General features: G+C 51.7%; 17 protein-coding genes. 7 read left to right on the forward strand and 10 right to left on the reverse strand.

Annotated features, from left to right (window positions below; all coding sequences use genetic code 11):
- The first annotated feature begins 106 nt into the window (after positions 1–106).
- Positions 107–1,687, forward strand: coding sequence for a polysaccharide deacetylase family protein (locus E4L36_RS02060; protein WP_136678847.1), 1,581 nt, complete (start codon positions 107–109; stop codon positions 1,685–1,687).
- On the opposite strand, the gene hflK is transcribed toward E4L36_RS02060, so the two are convergent.
- From hflK to E4L36_RS02080, 4 genes are all read right to left on the reverse strand, one after another.
- Positions 1,684–2,583 (reverse strand): FtsH protease activity modulator HflK, encoded by a 900-nt coding sequence (gene hflK, locus E4L36_RS02065; protein WP_136678849.1) that lies wholly within the window; start codon positions 2,581–2,583, stop codon positions 1,684–1,686. The genes E4L36_RS02060 and hflK overlap by 4 nt on opposite strands.
- Complete coding sequence (hflC, locus tag E4L36_RS02070; protein WP_127692958.1) at positions 2,573–3,478, reverse strand: protease modulator HflC; 906 nt, start codon at positions 3,476–3,478, stop codon at positions 2,573–2,575. Before hflC ends, hflK begins: the two co-directional genes overlap by 11 nt.
- On the reverse strand, positions 3,475–5,112 hold the full coding sequence (locus E4L36_RS02075; protein ID WP_136678851.1) for a cation diffusion facilitator family transporter: 1,638 nt from the start codon (positions 5,110–5,112) through the stop codon (positions 3,475–3,477). The genes hflC and E4L36_RS02075 overlap by 4 nt, the downstream gene beginning before the upstream one ends.
- A 134-nt stretch (positions 5,113–5,246) precedes the next feature.
- Positions 5,247–6,143 (reverse strand): DMT family transporter, encoded by an 897-nt coding sequence (locus tag E4L36_RS02080; RefSeq protein ID WP_240770658.1) that lies wholly within the window; start codon positions 6,141–6,143, stop codon positions 5,247–5,249.
- A gap of 113 nt (positions 6,144–6,256) precedes the next feature.
- Here E4L36_RS02080 and E4L36_RS02085 point away from each other — a divergent pair, with 113 nt between their 5' ends.
- Together E4L36_RS02085 and E4L36_RS02090 are read left to right on the forward strand one after the other, a co-directional pair.
- Complete coding sequence (locus E4L36_RS02085; protein WP_136678853.1) at positions 6,257–7,165, forward strand: LysR family transcriptional regulator; 909 nt, start codon at positions 6,257–6,259, stop codon at positions 7,163–7,165.
- Between the two features lie 120 nt (positions 7,166–7,285).
- Positions 7,286–7,888 (forward strand): nitroreductase family protein, encoded by a 603-nt coding sequence (locus E4L36_RS02090; RefSeq protein WP_136678855.1) that lies wholly within the window; start codon positions 7,286–7,288, stop codon positions 7,886–7,888.
- Positions 7,889–7,925: 37 nt separating this feature from the next.
- On the opposite strand, the gene E4L36_RS02095 is transcribed toward E4L36_RS02090, so the two are convergent.
- Positions 7,926–11,000, reverse strand: coding sequence for an FAD-binding and (Fe-S)-binding domain-containing protein (locus E4L36_RS02095; RefSeq protein ID WP_136678857.1), 3,075 nt, complete (start codon positions 10,998–11,000; stop codon positions 7,926–7,928).
- Positions 11,001–11,092: 92 nt separating this feature from the next.
- Here E4L36_RS02095 and E4L36_RS02100 point away from each other — a divergent pair, with 92 nt between their 5' ends.
- The gene (locus E4L36_RS02100; RefSeq protein ID WP_136678859.1) at positions 11,093–12,022 is read left to right on the forward strand and encodes a LysR family transcriptional regulator; all 930 of its coding nucleotides are present in this window, start codon (positions 11,093–11,095) and stop codon (positions 12,020–12,022) included.
- Here the strand turns inward: E4L36_RS02100 and E4L36_RS02105 are convergent.
- The 5 genes from E4L36_RS02105 to E4L36_RS02125 form a co-directional block, all read right to left on the reverse strand.
- Complete coding sequence (locus E4L36_RS02105) at positions 12,019–12,852, reverse strand: S1-like domain-containing RNA-binding protein (protein ID WP_136678861.1); 834 nt, start codon at positions 12,850–12,852, stop codon at positions 12,019–12,021. The genes E4L36_RS02100 and E4L36_RS02105 overlap by 4 nt on opposite strands.
- 93 nt (positions 12,853–12,945) lie before the next feature.
- Entirely contained in the window at positions 12,946–13,128 is a 183-nt protein-coding gene (locus E4L36_RS02110; protein ID WP_127693149.1) for a hypothetical protein, read from the reverse strand.
- A gap of 123 nt (positions 13,129–13,251) precedes the next feature.
- Positions 13,252–13,761, reverse strand: coding sequence for a DUF4124 domain-containing protein (locus tag E4L36_RS02115; protein ID WP_169051445.1), 510 nt, complete (start codon positions 13,759–13,761; stop codon positions 13,252–13,254).
- Between the two features lie 61 nt (positions 13,762–13,822).
- Positions 13,823–14,101 (reverse strand): acylphosphatase, encoded by a 279-nt coding sequence (locus tag E4L36_RS02120; protein ID WP_136678865.1) that lies wholly within the window; start codon positions 14,099–14,101, stop codon positions 13,823–13,825.
- Between the two features lie 4 nt (positions 14,102–14,105).
- Positions 14,106–15,365, reverse strand: a complete 1,260-nt coding sequence (locus E4L36_RS02125; RefSeq protein WP_136678867.1) for a YihY family inner membrane protein — start codon at positions 15,363–15,365, stop codon at positions 14,106–14,108.
- A gap of 110 nt (positions 15,366–15,475) precedes the next feature.
- Here E4L36_RS02125 and arsC point away from each other — a divergent pair, with 110 nt between their 5' ends.
- Genes arsC through E4L36_RS02140 form a run of 3 tightly spaced genes read left to right on the forward strand, consistent with a single transcriptional unit; the run spans position 15,476 to position 16,827 of the window.
- Positions 15,476–15,826, forward strand: a complete 351-nt coding sequence (gene arsC / locus E4L36_RS02130; RefSeq protein WP_127692948.1) for an arsenate reductase (glutaredoxin) — start codon at positions 15,476–15,478, stop codon at positions 15,824–15,826.
- Complete coding sequence (wrbA, locus tag E4L36_RS02135) at positions 15,827–16,423, forward strand: NAD(P)H:quinone oxidoreductase (protein WP_136678869.1); 597 nt, start codon at positions 15,827–15,829, stop codon at positions 16,421–16,423.
- Between the two features lie 2 nt (positions 16,424–16,425).
- Positions 16,426–16,827 (forward strand): DUF2069 domain-containing protein, encoded by a 402-nt coding sequence (locus tag E4L36_RS02140; protein ID WP_136678871.1) that lies wholly within the window; start codon positions 16,426–16,428, stop codon positions 16,825–16,827.
- Position 16,828 lies beyond the last annotated feature (1 nt).

The following is a 16,828-nucleotide window of genomic DNA, read 5'->3' on the forward strand; positions in this document are numbered from 1 at the left end:
TTTAGTTTCTTTATGGCGGAGCCCTTTGTGGCTCTGCCGGTGTTCCTTCCGAAACCATTTAAAATGCGATAGCATGATGATTCATCGACTAAGTGACTGAATTTTCATGCTTAACAATCTCTCTCGAAACCAAGCACACCCCAAACAGTTCCGTGTTCCTATCCTCTGCTATCACGCAATGAATGTGTACGGCACTGAGTATGATAAGAATGACCACGTGGCCCTCGATAGAGATATTACACTGATTAAGTCACTTGGCTTTACCGTCAAGAGCCTCAGTTGGATTGTTGCAGCCTACAAGCGCGAGGATTGGGCCGCACTGAATCAACCGATCATTGGCATCTCGTTCGATGACGGGCCAGATATCGAAGCTTACACCTACCACGACCTATGCCTTAACGAAACGGTAGAGAGCTTCCACAGTATTATTGCTCGTCACAACGTGCCCGCAACCAGCTTCTTGATCGCTAGCGAAACAGCACGCTCGCAACTTGGTCAGCACGAAGCTGCAAGCACTCTCGACTCCTATGACAGTGAATGGTGGAACAATACCGGAGACGCCTTGCTGGAGCTCGGCAACCATAGTTGGGATCACAACCATGAATGTGTCAGCCCAGTTGCGCAACGAGAGCAGATTAAAGGAAATTTCTTCGTCATCGATAACGAAGCTGATGCCATCGCACAAATTACTACGGCATACACTCATTTAAAGGAAGCCACAAAAGGCCAAGTGAAGCCGCTTTTTTGCTACCCCTATGGCCATGTTAATGAGTACTTGCGCGATAATTTTTTCGCCATGCGCCCCGACCTTCATGAGATGCATGCAGCCTTCAGCACCGCTGGCGAACACTTTACCGAAAACCACTCGATATGGGCCGTTCCGCGGTATGTATGCGGACAACACTGGCGTTCAACAGAAGAGTTAAAAAGTATTTTAACGCAAGCCAGCCAAGGGCCAGTCGATACGGACAGTTCAGCGCGACCTGTGCGAACAGCATTAGCATTTGCGAAGGCCAAAGCTAAAAGAGTCAAAGGAGGACTCAACGCGATGTTTCCTAAATTATTGAATCGTGCCCGCACACTCTACTATCGACAGCGCTTCGGCCCAGCGCCTGCCGCAGCACCAAACGACTACACCGAAGTATCCCATGACTTCGATCCGGCACCACTAACATACCCGAACGACTATACCGAGCTATCTCAGTACGTCAATGTGATCGAGGTGAGTAACGCGCGCCCCTTTATAGGCGAGCTATTCAAGCGCCACTTTGGTGATGAATGCCCGTTAGAGGAGCGCCACTTTATCGCCTTTTACACACCAGCCGAAGGACAACCCATACCGCTAGGCTACTTTCACCATACGCCTTATGGCCGGAGTTTCTTAGCAGGCGGATTGGTCATTGATGAGCGCATTTATCGCCGGCTGCCAAAAGAGCTGCGGCTAATCATTAAGCGCAGTGGCGGCATTGCTGAGTACTTGTCGGTGCGCAGTTTTGAGATGCTAGGCCCCCATGTTGATGCTATTTGGGGCCATGTTGGTGATCATAAAGCAAGACAAGTGGATTATCGGGTTGGGTTTGTCGACACGAAAGATCCGCACCTCATGGTTATTTGGCGCAATCAAAAACTCTCGCAACAGCAACGCGAGCAGATGATTAACGAGGTGCTCGCGCTAGGCCCATTCTAATGCTGCTTGTTAGGTGTGCTGGCTGCACTCCACTGAATGTTTGGCAGTATCCTACCCAACGCATCAGTGTAGAGTTTATGCCCCATCGCTTGGGGCGCTTGCTGATACTCCTTTAATAACGCGGCATAGCGTGCTGCCTCGCCTTGAGCGGCGGAGACAATCTCTTCGGCGCTCGCTTGCGCTGTCAAACGGACCTTTCTGGCATCAGCTCTTGCTTTAGCGCGGGCAGAGTTTTGAGCACTACGCGCATCCGAGATCAACTTACGCTTTTCAGTGCGCGCCCGGTCCACACGATCAAACGCGCTTTTGACGCTAGCAGGCGGAGTTAGGGCTTTCAGTTGCACCGCTGAAAGGCGTATCCCAGATTCGAGTCTATCCAGATGCTGCTGGGTGTTGCGCAATAACGCTTGCTGAAACTGGTGCCGACCGGTGGTAAGCAAGTTGTCAGTATTGGCACGCGCCATCAATCGCGTTGCATTTGCCTGAATGAGATTCTCTAGCACCTCAACCGGGCGCTGTATGTGATGCAAGAACTGTCCTAAATCCTGGGTGCTGTATTGCACCACCAGCACCACGGCGAGTAGGTTATTGTCGCCAGTGGCAAGCTCTTTGGGTTGCATCTCCACACCCAGCTCAGTGAAGCTCACCTCGAGCGACTGTACTGTCGCTGCAGGGCGCAGCTCAACGCGCTCGATCGGAAACGGCAAATGATAGTGCATTCCCGGCGGTACAGATTCATCCACCAGCGCACCAAAGCGATAGCGCACCCCTCGCTGTTCATTCGAAACGCTGTAAAGCCCACTGAGGCCATATAGCAGCGGTAGTAGTAGCAATAACCCTAACAGAATGGGGCGTGAGCGCAGCCAAACATACTGCCAATCTGAACTAACTGGCATCGTCACCCACCTCTACCGCTGGCGGAGCCCACAGGTAATCAAACAATGGCTGATCCGTTGATAAAATCAGGCGTGTTTTATCTGTAAAGATCTGTTCATAGGCCTGCATCGAGCGCAGGAAACGATAAAATTCGGGGTGCTCACGGTAAACCTCTGCGTAGGCTTGGCTCGCTTTCGCTTCCGCTTCACCGACTAAAATACGGCTCTCTCGGCGTGCTTGTGCCAGCTTTTGGCGCACTTCGAACTCCGTTTCAGCACGTACTTTAGCTGCTTGCTCTTGCCCTTCAGCGCGCAGCTGCTGAGCAATACGTCCACGCTCAGCCGCCATCCGTTTGTAGATATCGACGACCACAGGCTGCGGAAAGCTGATGCGGTTGATGCCCACGTCGGTCACGTCGATCCCTAGCGATGCGGCAGCGCGCTCTCTGACCTGTTCCACGATGTTACTCAGCACTCGCTCTAACTGATGCTGGTTTGGATCCGTATTGAGAATCGCGCTCAATGGATGTTGGCCAATCTGATTGCTAATCTCCGCCGTGACGAGATCATTTAAACGCACAGCGGCAGTCTCGTAATTTCGTACGCTCGATAAAAACCGCTGCGCATCCTTTACCCGCCAGATTAAATAACTATCTAGCACAACATTACGCCGATCACGCGTCACATACTCGGCCGTTGCTAGGGTCTCAATACGCTGCTTTTGGTCAAGGCGGCTAATTGTTTGAATGGGATCGGGCAGCTTAAATAGTAAACCGGCTTCGTTTTCCACCTTAACCACACGCCCAAACTGGCTCACAACAATAAGTTCTGACTCATACACGGGAACCAACGATGTTGAGAGCAAAAAGCCACCCAGAACAGTGCCACCTAGGGCGGCTAACCATCTTTTTTTCATGGTTGATAGTCTCCAAACAAACGTGTGTCGCGCGATCTGAGCGCATCTTCGGTAATCACTTTTTCAATCTGAGGAAGCACTTTTTCGCTTAACTCTAAGCGTTTGTTAAAGGCCACCAGCTCGGGTTGTTGCGCGTACTCGCCAGCGAGAGTGGCAAAGTACGCAGCATCACCTGCGGCGCTCGCCTCCAGCTCCGCGATCTTTGCAGAAGTTTCAGCTGCTTCTTGGCTCAACCGCGCGCGGTTTGCCGCGAGCTCCTCAACGCGCTCCCCTTGCACTTGATGCTGCAGTGCTTGCTGCTGCTCGGCGGCACGTTCAAGATCATGGTAAGCACTGACCACCGCGCTAGGCGGCTGAAGTTTTTGCACCGTGATTGATCCAATGTGTGTCGAAAGTCCATAGGCCTCAAGGCGCTGCTCCACCTGCGTAATGGCAGTTGTCTCAAAGCTGTCGGCCAAAGTGAGAGAGAACGGGGCTTGGCTAAGTAGGTGGCTAACGGTTTGCTCCACCGCCGCAGCCACCAGTTGATGCGGCTGCGCAATTTGGCGGGATTCAAACCCCAGTTTGGGTAGTTGATATTGAACCGTCAGCGTTAAGTTGACGAGATTCTCGTCAGCAAACAGATAGTGATGTTCCCGGTCGAGATTCACATTACCAAGGGTTTGCCACTGCGAGCGGCTAAACACATTGGAGTGGTCCCAAAGCGCCAGTGGTGTACCCACTTCTAAGCGATACACCTGTTGCGGACGGTAACGCTCGATGGCACCTATCGGCCACGGCGCTAACAGATGCAAGCCTGGCGTTAACACTTCGGGCTGGGGCTGACCAAAAATGCGGTAGACCGCGTTCTCATCACTGCGCACAACATGAAGGCCAGAACCTGCATAAAACACCAACGTACCCACCAAAAAGCTAACCAAAACCCCGGACCGGTGCCGCTTTATACGCTGGCCAGCGCGTTGCCAAAATGGATGCTCGAGTAAGCGCTCAATTAAGCCATCAGGAGCCACTTCTGACCCGTTGATGAAGCTGCGTACCCCGCTAATGAAGAGCTCAATACCCGCAAAGGCCACCATCAATGCAATAACAAGTGCAACAATTTGATCGATATTGATCCCCACCAGCAACCCCACAAAGGAGCCGAGTACTGCAAACGAGGTAAACATATCGATATAGCTGTGGTAACCGTCCGCCTCAAGTGCTGGGGAATCCGTATCTTGGCCAACGCGTGTTTTAAGCGTTGCCATCACATGCGCCAACACAATGGCGACCATCACACCAATGATGCCCAGCCAAATATACTGGATACCACCCGACTTGCTTTGATCAACACTAGTGACGATTTCGTAGGGCACCCAAAGGATCGTTAACGACACTAAAATAGCTAACAGCGCTTCCAACCGATAAGCCCGCGCCACACCCAACGCGCTCGCCCGCTTCTCTTGACGGTAACGGATACCAATACCCACCAGCAGGACAAGCGAGATCAGCAGATCTGTTGCCGAGTGCAGCGCATCGGCATACAGGGCCGTGCTGCCCGTTACCAGCGCGATGCCTAATTTCAGAGCAAAGAGCAGACTATCGCTGGTGATAGCCAGTAAAGATGTCCGAATTCTGCGATCTTTAAACCACACTCGCCTGTTACCTCAAGACAACCAGCGTCAGGGAAACGCCAGCAGATGAAAGAAATGTGACAAGTGTGGAGCGATTAGATGACAAAAATATGAAAGGATTTAAAAATCAATTAGCTAGTGGCAGCGACTGATCATCAGTTGGCAGTTTGGCTATCGCGTTGCACGAGTAGCATCGCTGCCACCACACATCCGGCCCCAACCATCAGTAGCGGCGTTAAGCTCTCTTTGCCAAGCAGATACTCTAACAACAAAACAAACACAGGGGTTAAAAAGCTATAGGCCGCCACCCGTGTTGCACCCAGCTTTACTGTGCCAAATTGTAGTAAAAAGAAGGTGATTAGCGTTGTGAACACCGCAAGATACAACGCACCCACAAAGACAGATGGATCCACTTGCGGCCAATTGATCGCGGGTAACTGAGGTAAAGATAGCAGGAATAGCCACACGCTACCGGCGCTAATGACCCAAAATGTCATCACTTCCATCGGCTCGCCCGCATAAAGGCGCTTAACAAGCGGGCCATAGGCCGCCATAAATAGACAGCCAATAAAGAACACCAGATCGCCATGGTTCAGCTGCAAAGCCAATAGACGCTCTGTTTCACCGCGAAATACGATCCACAGCGCACCTAACGTCCCTAGGAGTAGCCCACTTGCACGTATCGGACTGAGCGTTTCACGATTAATCACAAATGCGTAGATCGCCGTAATGGCGGGTACCAAGGTGTAGATCGCTCCGGTGTTCAACGCACTGGTGTAACGTAAGGCTTCAAACATACACCAAAAAAAAGCCACTAGAGGTAAGCTGAGCACGATATAGCCTAGCAACTGCGCAGGTTTTGGTAGTGCAAAACCATGGCGTTTAAACACCAGCGGCGCAAACAACAGCGCCGCCATAAGAAAACGGATACACATCGTCACTGCTGGCGGCAGCTTGTCGGCAATGACTGCACCCACGGGAAAAGAACTGGCGACAAGTATCACCATTAGCAGCATCAAGCCGTGGACAAACCCAGATCGGACACCCAGCACCACACACCTCTTTAGTCTTGAAAATAGATAAGAGCAGCGTACCTAGTTTCCTGATTGACGATAATCCCTTTTACCATCACCATACTGTTAAACAAAAGTTAACAGTGGGCACTATGGATACAATAGGCGCAATACCGGTATTTGTCTCAGTGGTGGAATATGGCGGCTTTTCACCGGCGGCAAAGCATCTCAACATCACGAAGTCGGCGGTGAGCAAACGTATCACGCAACTTGAGGAGCAGTTAGGTGTGAAGCTCTTGCATCGCACCACCCGAAAGCTGAGCCTTACCGAAGCGGGTGAGCACTTTTTCGAGCACGCTAAACGCGCTGCGGTGGCCGCCCAAGATGCCGAAGATGCCGTTGCTCAGTTACAAGGCGAGCCACAGGGACGGCTAAAAATCGGCTCCCCGATGTCGTTTGGACGCCTCCACATGGCGCCTATGATTCCGCGCTTTTTGAAAGAGCACCCCAAGATTAGTATCGACTTAGTAATGGATGATAAGCCGATCGACCTGGTGGGTGGCGGATTCGATATCGCCGTACGTGGTGGCAACCTACCCGACTCCTCCTACATCGCCCGACGTTTGGCACCACTGCGCAGCGTTTTATGTGCCTCGCCCAGTTATCTGAAGCGATATGGAGCCCCAGAGCGCCTTGAAGACCTGCTCGAACACAACTGCCTGCCCTTTAGCTACTCGAACGATATAAAAGAGTGGACCTTCTCTAAAGCGGGTAAAACACAGTCGATTGTTGTCAGCGGAAATTATCAGGTCAATAACAGCGAGGCGCTGCGCGATGCGGTGCTGCAGGATCTTGGCATCGCACGCCTACCTACATTCGTTGCCGGTGAAGATATTCGTACCGGTCGCCTTGTTCAGTTATTTCCTGACTACGAAATGCCAGTGGCCGCCATCAGCGCAGTCATGATTGAGCGCCAGTATATGCCCGCAAAGGTGCGCGCTTTTCTCGATTTTGCGATCACCTATTTCGGCAGCGACACCCCCTATTGGGATCAATACTAGTGAATTTATCTCAACAATAGGTTTCTAAATAGCTAGATTATCAACCAAATAAAAACAGCCTAAAGTACCTCCTAAGACAACAAACGCCCTATTTTCAGCGTTAACCAAAAGGAGAAAACGATGGACCTGTTTACCGCAATAGAGACCCGACGTGCCGTAAAACACTACGATCCCAGCGCACCGGTAGCACCCGAAGCGTTCGAGAAAATCATGCAAGCAACATTGCGCTCGCCCACCTCGTACAATATTCAGCACTGGCGATTTGTTCGTGTACAGGATACCGCTCTGCGCGAGCAGATACAGGACGCGGCGTGGGGGCAAACTCAGATCACCGAGGCCGGAGAACTCATCGTTCTGTGTGCAGATACTCAAGCATGGTGCAACCAACCGCAGCGTTACTATCGCAGCACCGATGCAGATACACGCCGTGTTCTACTCGAGATGCTACATAACTTTTATGTTGATCAACCCCAGCGCCAACACGATGAAGCACTTCGCTCATGCGGGATTGCGGCGCAAACGTTTATGCTGGCAGCCAGCGGGCTGGGCTACGCTACCTGCCCGATGATTGGATTTGATAATGACAAGGTGGCACAGCTTATCAACCTACCCAAGGATCATATCATTGCGATGCTCATTACCCTTGGTAAAGCGGCCAAGCCGGCACACCAACGTGCCGGCCAGCTATCACTTAGCGATGTATTGGTCGTAGATCGATTTTAGCAACAAGCGAGCGGCAACGGATGCCGCTCAATGATGCTTACTGTGTCACCTGATAGCGGCTTGACCGCATCACGTCCAGCAGCGCTTGCGCCGGGTGCGGTAGCGACGTTTGATCGATCCGTTTTACTTGGCTGCGGCAGGAGTAGCCTGTTGCCACAAGCTTGCCTTGATTTTGTGGATCATTAACCACTTCAGCCCAGCTCAGCTCGTAGATCTTTTTCGAAGTTGCGAGATTTGGCGTCTCGTGGCCATAAGTGCCCGACATCCCGCAACAGCCGACCGCTTCAACGCTCAGCGTTTGACCAAGCGCAGCATAGATGGTTTGCCACTGCTTAATCGACGGCGCCGCCGATGTTTTCTCGGTACAGTGCGCCAGCAGCTTAAAGTTGTGAGCTGCCAAGCGGCCAGATAGGTGCTCGAACGCTTCGGTTTGGGTCACTAACCACTCTTGAATCAGTTGCACCTTCGGAGGGTTATCTACCACCTTGGCGTACTCTTGACGGTAGGTTAGCGTCATGGACGGATCAACCCCGATCAGCGGCAACCCAGCAGACTCAAGCGCTTTAAGCATCTGGGTATTATGTTGCGCCGCGTTTTCAAAGGCCCCCATAAACCCATGCACATGCAGCGGTTTACCATTGGGTAGGAACGGCGCTACCAGCACATTAAAGCCAAGTTCGGATAAGAGATCGATCAAGTCCAGCACCACTTGCGTTTCAAAGTAGCTCGTGAATGCATCCTGCACCAACACAACGCTCTTTTCGCGCTGGTTACCGGTAAGCGCATTTAGGGTCTCAACACTCGCCCAAGGGATTGCACGCGCCTTTAAACCCTGCGCCAACGAGTGGCGACAGATCACAGGGCTATCAACCATGCCACCGGTATTGCGGAATAACCGCTGCGCGGTTTTGTTGCGCATCAACCAGTTATACGGCCCAGGCACTTTTGCCAATGTTGGTATCACGAACTCCAAGCTACCGATCATGTAGTCCTTGAGTGGACGCATGTAGCGGCTGTAGTAAACCTCTAAAAACTGCGCTCGAAACTCCGGCACATTCACCTTGATCGGGCACTGACCGACGCAAGATTTACACGCCAAACAGCCGAGCATTGCCTCATGCACTTCGTTCGAAAAGTCATACTCGCCTTTCTGTTTACGCCAGCTGTTACGGATGCGGGCAGGGAGTGAGCCAATAAAACCGGACTCGCGTGTTTGCTGTGCAGCAGCCGACAACGACACACCTTGCTTGGCCATTAAGCGCAGCCACTCGCGCACCAGTGAGGCGCGCCCTTTAGGTGAGTGAATACGCTGGCGCGTTCCCTTCCAAGATGGACACATGGCATCTTTAGGGTCGTAGTTGTAGCACGCACCATTGCCGTTACAGAACATCGCCGCATCGTAAGTGTCACGATCCACCGCGGGAATCTCTCGGTCTAACTGGCCACGGGTTGTCACCGCGTCGATCTTAAGCAGCTCCGCACCATCGATCTGGGGGGTCGCGATCTTGCCCGGGTTCAATTGGTTATAAGGGTCGAAGACGCCCTTGATGCGTTGCAGCTCTACGTAAAGCTCACCAAAGAACTCAGGCGCATACTCTGAACGCACACCTTTGCCGTGCTCGCCCCACAAAAGGCCGTGATATTTCTGCGTCAACGCCACAACACGGTCTGTCACCGTACGGATCATCTGCTCTTGTTCTGGGTCTTTCATATCGATGGCTGGGCGAACGTGCAGCACACCCGCATCCACGTGCCCAAACATACCGTAGGCGAGATTATGACTATCGAGCACTTCACGGAACTCCATAATGAAGTCCGCTAAGTTCTCCGGCGGTACAGCGGTATCCTCTACAAACGGGATCGGACGCTCTTGGCCCTGTGCATTACCTAGCAAGCCAACCGCGCGCTTACGCATCGCCCAGACTTTTTTGATCTCGTCGCCACCATATACAACACTGTATCCGAAGCACTGCCCCGCTCCGCCCGAGACTGCATCAAGGTGTTCTGTTAGCTGCGCAACACGCGCTTTCAAAGCATCGGGGTCATCATCGGTATATTCAACCAAGTTGATACCACGAATGGCCGGATCACCCTCATACTGCGGGAAGTAGTCTGCAACGGTGTCCCAAACAATATCTTCCATCGCCAAATTTAAGACTTTGGAGTCGATTGTCTCAATCGAGGTAGGTCCCTTTGCCATGATCGCTTTTGCATCGCGCATAGATGCCTCGAAGCTGTCGTACTTCACATTCACAAGCGCTGCATACTTTGGAATCGGCAGAACATTGAGCTTCGCTTCAGCGATAAAGGCCAACGACCCTTCGCCACCGCACAGCACTGAGTTCAAATTGAAAAGACCACTTTCATCACGGATGTGCGCCAGATCGTAGCCTGTTAAGCAGCGGTTGAGCGGTGGAAACTTAGCTTTGATCAACGCGTGCTTTTCACGGAATATCTCATCCACCAGCCGGTGAGCCTGACCCACGCGATCTTGGCGCGCTTTGATCTTCAGCAGCTCATCATCATCAACGGGCCCAGATTCCCACACGGTGCCATCAAGAAAAACGCTTTTTAGCGCTAATACATGGTCACGCGTTTTACCGTACAGGCAGCTACCTTGGCCACTCGCATCGGTGTTAATCATTCCCCCTACCGTCGCGCGGTTACTGGTGGATAGCTCCGGCGCAAAAAATAATCCATAGGGTTTTAGTGCTGCATTCAGCTGATCTTTGACCACGCCCGCTTGCACACGAACCCAGCGCTCCTCCGGATTGATCTCGAGGATCTGGTTCATATGCTTGGAGACATCCACCACCAGCCCATCAGTCAAGGACTGACCGTTGGTGCCCGTACCGCCGCCGCGGGGGGTTAAAACAACCTCATTAAACTCTTGTTGCGAAGAGAGATTGGCGATCAACTGTAGATCATCCAAATGCTTGGGATAGAGGACGCCTTGGGGCAGCACTTGGTAGATGCTGTTATCGGTTGATAGCACGATACGGTTGGCATAATCCTGATTCAGGTCGCCGGCAAAGCCTGCATCCTTTAACGCTTCGATAAAACGCAGGTAGACCGTTTGGGTAGTTTCAACAGTAGAGATACGTGGGATCATGGTTCTTGCATTCGATTGTTATTAATGGCGGTATGATGCAAAATCCTTATTAATCAATCAAACGATAAAATATGATTAATTAATCGAAATAAATGAATAATCTTGCCTACCGACACTTGCTGGCCTTTATACAAGTGGCCGAACACGGCAGCTTTACGCACGCCGCAGAGTTCATGCACGTCACGCAATCAACGCTCACCGCCACCATCAAGCAGCTTGAGAGCCAAGTGGGCATCCAACTTTTTGATCGCACCACCCGCCGCGTTAGCCTTACAGAGGCCGGTGAGCGCTTTCTGCCGGTCGCGTTACAGCTCGTTTCGGATTTCGACACCGCTATCGAAGACTTGCAAGCGTCCGCTCAGCAGCAACGTGGGCATGTTGCGGTCGCAGGGTCATCCTCCATGCTAACTCAGCTGCTACCGGCCATTATCTGCCGCTACCGCGAGGACTACCCAAAGATCAACGTCACTCTAATAGAAACAGGCGCAAGCGGCATTGAAGAGGCGGTGTTAAGCAATCGTGCCAGTTTTGGTATTGGTGGCAACCACTCAAACAGCCCAGACTTAACCTATCAGCCCATTCTGCGCGATCGATATGGTGTGGTGATGCGCGACGATGATCCACTGTGTGCGCAAAAAGAGGTTGATTGGACTCAGTTACAAGCGCGCCGCTTGGCGATGTTATCCCAGGATAATGGCATTCGATTACAGCTGGAATGGCTACTTGCCTCAAATGATATTCCACTGTTGCTCGATAGCGCAGTGATTGAGGCGAACACACCCACAACCCTCGCATCCTTAGTGCGCCACGGCGCGGGGCTGACTCTGCTACCCGCACTGGCTGCAACCACACCGGCTTTTGTGGGCTTGGTATTTCGCCCCTTAAGTGCACACCTTGAGAGGGAATTAAACGTGATTCTGCGGCGGGGGCGTTCACTAAGCCCTGCGGGCGAGGAGCTGTTGGCACGGTGCCAAACACACTGCCGTACCACTATGCTCCCTAACCATGTTGCGAGAGTCTAGTCATCAAGTAGCTTGATGCCTTCTGGTGAGATATCAATTCGGCCTAGCTTTTTAAGATGGCCAATCGCCATCTTGTAGGCTTTTTTGCTCACCCCAAAGGCTTGATAGATCGCCTCAGGTTGGCTTTTATCGCCTAGTGGGCTAACACCACCTTGCGCTGCTAAGTCATCCAAAATACGTTGTGACAGTTCGTCCACTTTGCCAAAGCCGGGCTTATCCAGCACAACGTCTACTTTACCGCCGTCAACAACACGTTTGATGTAGCCCTGAACCTTGTGGCCTATGCGCACTGTCCGGAATACGTCTTTTTGGTGCAGCAGCGCCCAGTAGCTGTTGTCGACGATCACACTGTAGCCAAGATCGCCGCGCCGACATACCAGTAGCTCTACCGGCTGCCCCACTTTCAGATCTTGCGGTGGTGACGACAGCAGTTTGTCGAGTTTCGTCGTCGCGGCGATACGATCACTGTTATCAACATAAACACCCACGACAACGCGCTTACCCGCCTCTAGCGTGCCACGCTGCTCCGCATAGGGTAGCAACAAATCTTTAGGCATACCCCAGTTAAGGAAAGCACCAATTTTATTGACTTCAACCACCTGTAACGATGCAAACTCACCGACCTGCACCATGGGCGCTCGTGTTGTGGCCACTACAAAGTCATCGGTATCAAGCAAGATAAAAACCGACAGCTCATCACCCACAGCCGCACCTTCTGGCACCTCTTTGCGTGGCAGCAGAATACCGCCAAACTCACCGCCATCTAGGTAAAGGCCGAAATCGGCTTCGCGCATAACTTTTAATGTGTTGACTTGACCGATCTTGACCAAAATGATGTCCTACTTGGGTGGTTGTTGAGCTGCTATTTTAACAAGTAAAAAGCCCCACATAGAAGCGGGGCTTATTTAGGGATGCTTACGTTATTAATGGAGATTGTCGTACTTCTTGCGAATCTCGATTAATTGGGGCTGGATATCGAGAGGCGCATAGTTCATGGCTTGCTCGAAAAGGTCCTTATTCTCTTCAGATAAACGTTCTTCCTCCGACATTGAGCGTAATTTTTTCATCGCCTCAACAAATTTTGGATGTAGTGAATCGTTGTTCATCATACCTGCGCCCTCCCCATTGGATTTGGCTTAAAGATTCGGCCGCTAACGATTGTACGCAACCGAAAGTGTAAGGACCGTGACAAAAGCGCGCCATATTAGCAGATCTACGCTTTAATCGCGTCACTTTTTCCGTTTGTCCCGATACTCTTTTAACACCTTTTGGTTTTTCTCTTTGATACCACTGATACGCTCATTACGGTTAATACGTTGAATCTGCTTATCAACCAGTTTTGTTGCGTTTTCACCTTCAGCAACATGGCGCTTGTTGTTACGTACACCGGACTCTTCTTCGTCACTCGTATCAGCTGATTTTTCATCGATCTCGTTATCAGCTTTTTTGTCTTTCTCGACTTTCGCTTCACGCTCATCAGGGGTGGGGTCTTCACCATCCTCAAGCGTCTCCGCTTCACCACGATATAGCTCTTCAGGCGGGCGCCGAAACGGTGTCGCTACCTCTTGGTAGACTTTACGCTCTACCTTGACGTTCGCATCCTCAGGCTTACGATCACTGTAGTGAGCCTTGCCATTCTCATCGACCCAGCGATAGATCTCGGCGTGAGCACTGAGGGGCAGTGTGGCAGCCATCGCAATGGCCAACACCTGTGTCTTGATATCTAAGCGACCTTTCATTGTCATCATCCGTTGAGGTAGGTTCTTATTCGTTAGAACGGCACAGAGCCAAAAAGGTTCTCTAGCCGGTAATCAAGAAGCCATCGTGATTATCTTCATATTCCAGTTGTTCTGAAACCACTTCTGCAACATTGGCAAGTGCAGGGCCTTTGCTCAACCAAGCCTCAACCTGACGCACCGCCTTCTCATCGCCATACAGCATCACTTCTACACGGCCATCAGCCAAATTGCGCACCCAACCGGTGACGCCATGAGTTTGCGCTTGTTCTAGTGTAGATTGCCGAAACCAGACACGCTGCACACGGCCACTCACAAAACTGTGTATACAGATATTCGCCACGGTGTTACTCCTTAGAATTGCTCCCGCTCCCATGCGCCGCAACCTCACGTTCATTCGCGCGGGTAAACAGCTCATTTAGCGTCAGTGCAAGATGCTGCGCCTGCTCGGTTTGCACAATTTTCAGTTGTTCATTCAGTGCAGGCTCCCACGCATAAACTTCAGTTTCGCTCGGCTCAGGTATTGGCCAAGGGAGCCCTTGACTCAATTTGTGCACCGTTAAATCGTGTAGGTCACGTGCCAGCAGAATCGCACCACCTTCGGTACGATGAATCAACTCATCATCTTGCAACAACTGAACATACTCATCCCAGCTACTCTGATCAAGTCCTGCCACCTCTTGCAGTAGTTGTTCATCGGTCAGAGCCTTACCCTCTTTTTGCGCCAACCACAGACGATGCAGCACTCCTAAAACCGTACGCAGATGTAAGCTCTCGCGGGTTTCGCCAAACGCGCGGTATACGGTTAAGGCTCGGGTTAGCTCACACCCCATCAAAATAATAAACCAAGAGATAAAGATCCAAACCAGAAACAGCGGTACAGCAGCAAAGGCACCGTAAATCAGCTCGTAAGACGGGGCTTGTGTGGCAAAGAGTGCGAAACCACGCTTCGCCGCTTCAAACAGCACCGCCACCACCAGACCACCAATAAACGCATTCTTGATGGGAACTTTACAGTTGGGCACGGCTGCATACAGCAGCGTAAATGCCGCACAGGACAATACCATCGGCAGTAGCAGCAATAAGCGGGTCTTCCCTACGATGTCGGTTGCATCGCTTATAAAGGGTAGCGAGGCGATGTAAGAGGTCACAAAAAGACCAACACCAATAAGAAACGGGCCAAGGCTTAAAACGGCCCAATACAATAGAAAGCTGGACATGCCTTTGCGCTGCTCTGATACACGCCAAATACGGTTAAACGCCACTTCGATATTGCGCATCATCATAACGGAGGTCACGATAAGAAAACCGATACCAACACCCGTGAGCTTCTGGGCTTGGGAGGTAAAGTCACGCAGGTACTCCTGCACCACTTCGCCCGTTGTCGGCACAAAGTTGGCAAATACCCAACCTTGAACCTGCTCCCCTACTCCCTGAAATGAAGGGATTGCCGCAATCATCGCATACGAAACCGTCATCAACGGCACCACCGCGAAGAGTGTTGTGTAGGTCAGCGCCGAGGCGTTAATGATCCCACCGTTCTGCAAAAACTGCCGTGCAAGATAGCGGATAAACGCAATCGCTGGCAGCTCTAGAAAAGTTTGCATAACCCCATCCTTGCAATAATTCCGCCATGGGCACATTGTCGCGCCGCAATATATCTATACAATATCAACTTATTAATAGCTGTTTATCAATAGTTTGTAAGGAATACCTGATGAGCCAAGTGACAATTTATCACAACCCACGCTGCTCGAAGTCGCGCCAAACGCTCGAGCTACTAAAAGAGCAAGGCGTTGAGCCAAGCATCAAGGAGTATCTGAAAGATGTTCCGTCTGCAGACGAGCTGAAGCAGGTATTGGCTGCACTAGATATGGCACCACGAGATCTGCTACGTAAAAAAGAAGCTGAGTACAAAGAGCTCGGTTTAGATGATGCGAACGTTAGCGATGAGCAAGTTATCGAGGCGATGACCCAGGCGCCAAAACTGATCGAGCGCCCGATTGTCATTAAAGATGGGCAAGCACGCATTGGCCGCCCGCCTGAGTCTGTGCTGGAGATTCTGTAAATGAGCGCGCCCTATGTTCTAGTGCTCTATTACAGCCGCCATGGGGCAACACGTTCGATGGCGCAGCAAATTGCCCGTGGCATCGAGCAAGCGGGTATCGAGGCCCGAGTACGAACCGTGCCTCCCGTTTCTACCCAATGTGAAGCCACGCTGCCAGCCGTACCTAATGAAGGTGATATCTACTGCACCGAGGCAGATCTTAAAGACTGCGCAGGCCTCGCATTAGGCAGCCCAACTCGGTTTGGCAATATGGCGAGTGCATTGAAGCACTTTGTTGATTCAACCAGCGGGCTCTGGATGTCAGGCGCATTGATTGGTAAACCCGCTAGCGTCTTTAGCTCAACATCTAGTCTACACGGCGGACAGGAAACCACTCTGCTATCGATGATGCTCCCGCTGATGCATCACGGCATGGTGATAGCCGGTATTCCATATAGCGAAACCGCCCTGCTGAAGACCCAGACTGGCGGCACGCCTTATGGTGCGACTCACGTTGCCGGTAGCGACAGCAATCGGCCACTTGATGAACATGAAACCACACTGTGCCAAGCACAAGGCCGAAACCTTGGTCAATTAGCGTTAAAACTGCAGGACTAACCATGCAAGCTCTAGCTCGAAAAACTCACCTCAGCCGCCTAATTACAGTCGGCAGCTACATCGCTCTGTTGGCTCTATTGACCCTCTGGTATCTGGTGGTCCACCCACTTGAAAAGGGCAACAGCTGGATCATTTGGCTCCTGCATGTACTGCCGCTGGCTGCGTTTATTCCAACGGTGCGTTCCGGTAACCCACGCGGCCATGCATGGCTCTGCTTTTTGCTACTACTCTACTTCAACGAGGCGGTGCTAGCTGCCACAACACATACTGAAACACGCATCATGGGTGTGATTTACGGTCTGTTAGTTGCGGTCTTGTTTACCTCCGCCATGATGTATGCACGCTGGGCCAGCCAGTATGCGCGCTTAAAGCACACCACTGAGAACACCGAAGAGCCTTCCTAAC

It is taken from the genome of Neptunomonas sp. XY-337 (genome assembly GCF_004959845.1).
GTDB lineage: Bacteria > Pseudomonadota > Gammaproteobacteria > Pseudomonadales > Balneatricaceae > Neptunomonas > Neptunomonas marina.

What these genes read in the sequence shown, in the direction of transcription:
- E4L36_RS02060 (WP_136678847.1), top strand. Translation starts at nt 107, where the DNA reads ATGCTTAACAATCTCTCTCGAAACCAAGCACACCCCAAACAGTTCCGT.
- hflK (WP_136678849.1), bottom strand. Translation starts at nt 2,583, where the DNA reads ATGCCAGTTAGTTCAGATTGGCAGTATGTTTGGCTGCGCTCACGCCCC.
- hflC (WP_127692958.1), bottom strand. Translation starts at nt 3,478, where the DNA reads ATGAAAAAAAGATGGTTAGCCGCCCTAGGTGGCACTGTTCTGGGTGGC.
- E4L36_RS02085 (WP_136678853.1), top strand. Translation starts at nt 6,257, where the DNA reads ATGGATACAATAGGCGCAATACCGGTATTTGTCTCAGTGGTGGAATAT.
- E4L36_RS02090 (WP_136678855.1), top strand. Translation starts at nt 7,286, where the DNA reads ATGGACCTGTTTACCGCAATAGAGACCCGACGTGCCGTAAAACACTAC.
- E4L36_RS02095 (WP_136678857.1), bottom strand. Translation starts at nt 11,000, where the DNA reads ATGATCCCACGTATCTCTACTGTTGAAACTACCCAAACGGTCTACCTG.
- E4L36_RS02100 (WP_136678859.1), top strand. Translation starts at nt 11,093, where the DNA reads ATGAATAATCTTGCCTACCGACACTTGCTGGCCTTTATACAAGTGGCC.
- E4L36_RS02110 (WP_127693149.1), bottom strand. Translation starts at nt 13,128, where the DNA reads ATGAACAACGATTCACTACATCCAAAATTTGTTGAGGCGATGAAAAAA.
- E4L36_RS02115 (WP_169051445.1), bottom strand. Translation starts at nt 13,761, where the DNA reads ATGAAAGGTCGCTTAGATATCAAGACACAGGTGTTGGCCATTGCGATG.
- E4L36_RS02125 (WP_136678867.1), bottom strand. Translation starts at nt 15,365, where the DNA reads ATGCAAACTTTTCTAGAGCTGCCAGCGATTGCGTTTATCCGCTATCTT.
- arsC (WP_127692948.1), top strand. Translation starts at nt 15,476, where the DNA reads ATGAGCCAAGTGACAATTTATCACAACCCACGCTGCTCGAAGTCGCGC.
- wrbA (WP_136678869.1), top strand. Translation starts at nt 15,827, where the DNA reads ATGAGCGCGCCCTATGTTCTAGTGCTCTATTACAGCCGCCATGGGGCA.
- E4L36_RS02140 (WP_136678871.1), top strand. Translation starts at nt 16,426, where the DNA reads ATGCAAGCTCTAGCTCGAAAAACTCACCTCAGCCGCCTAATTACAGTC.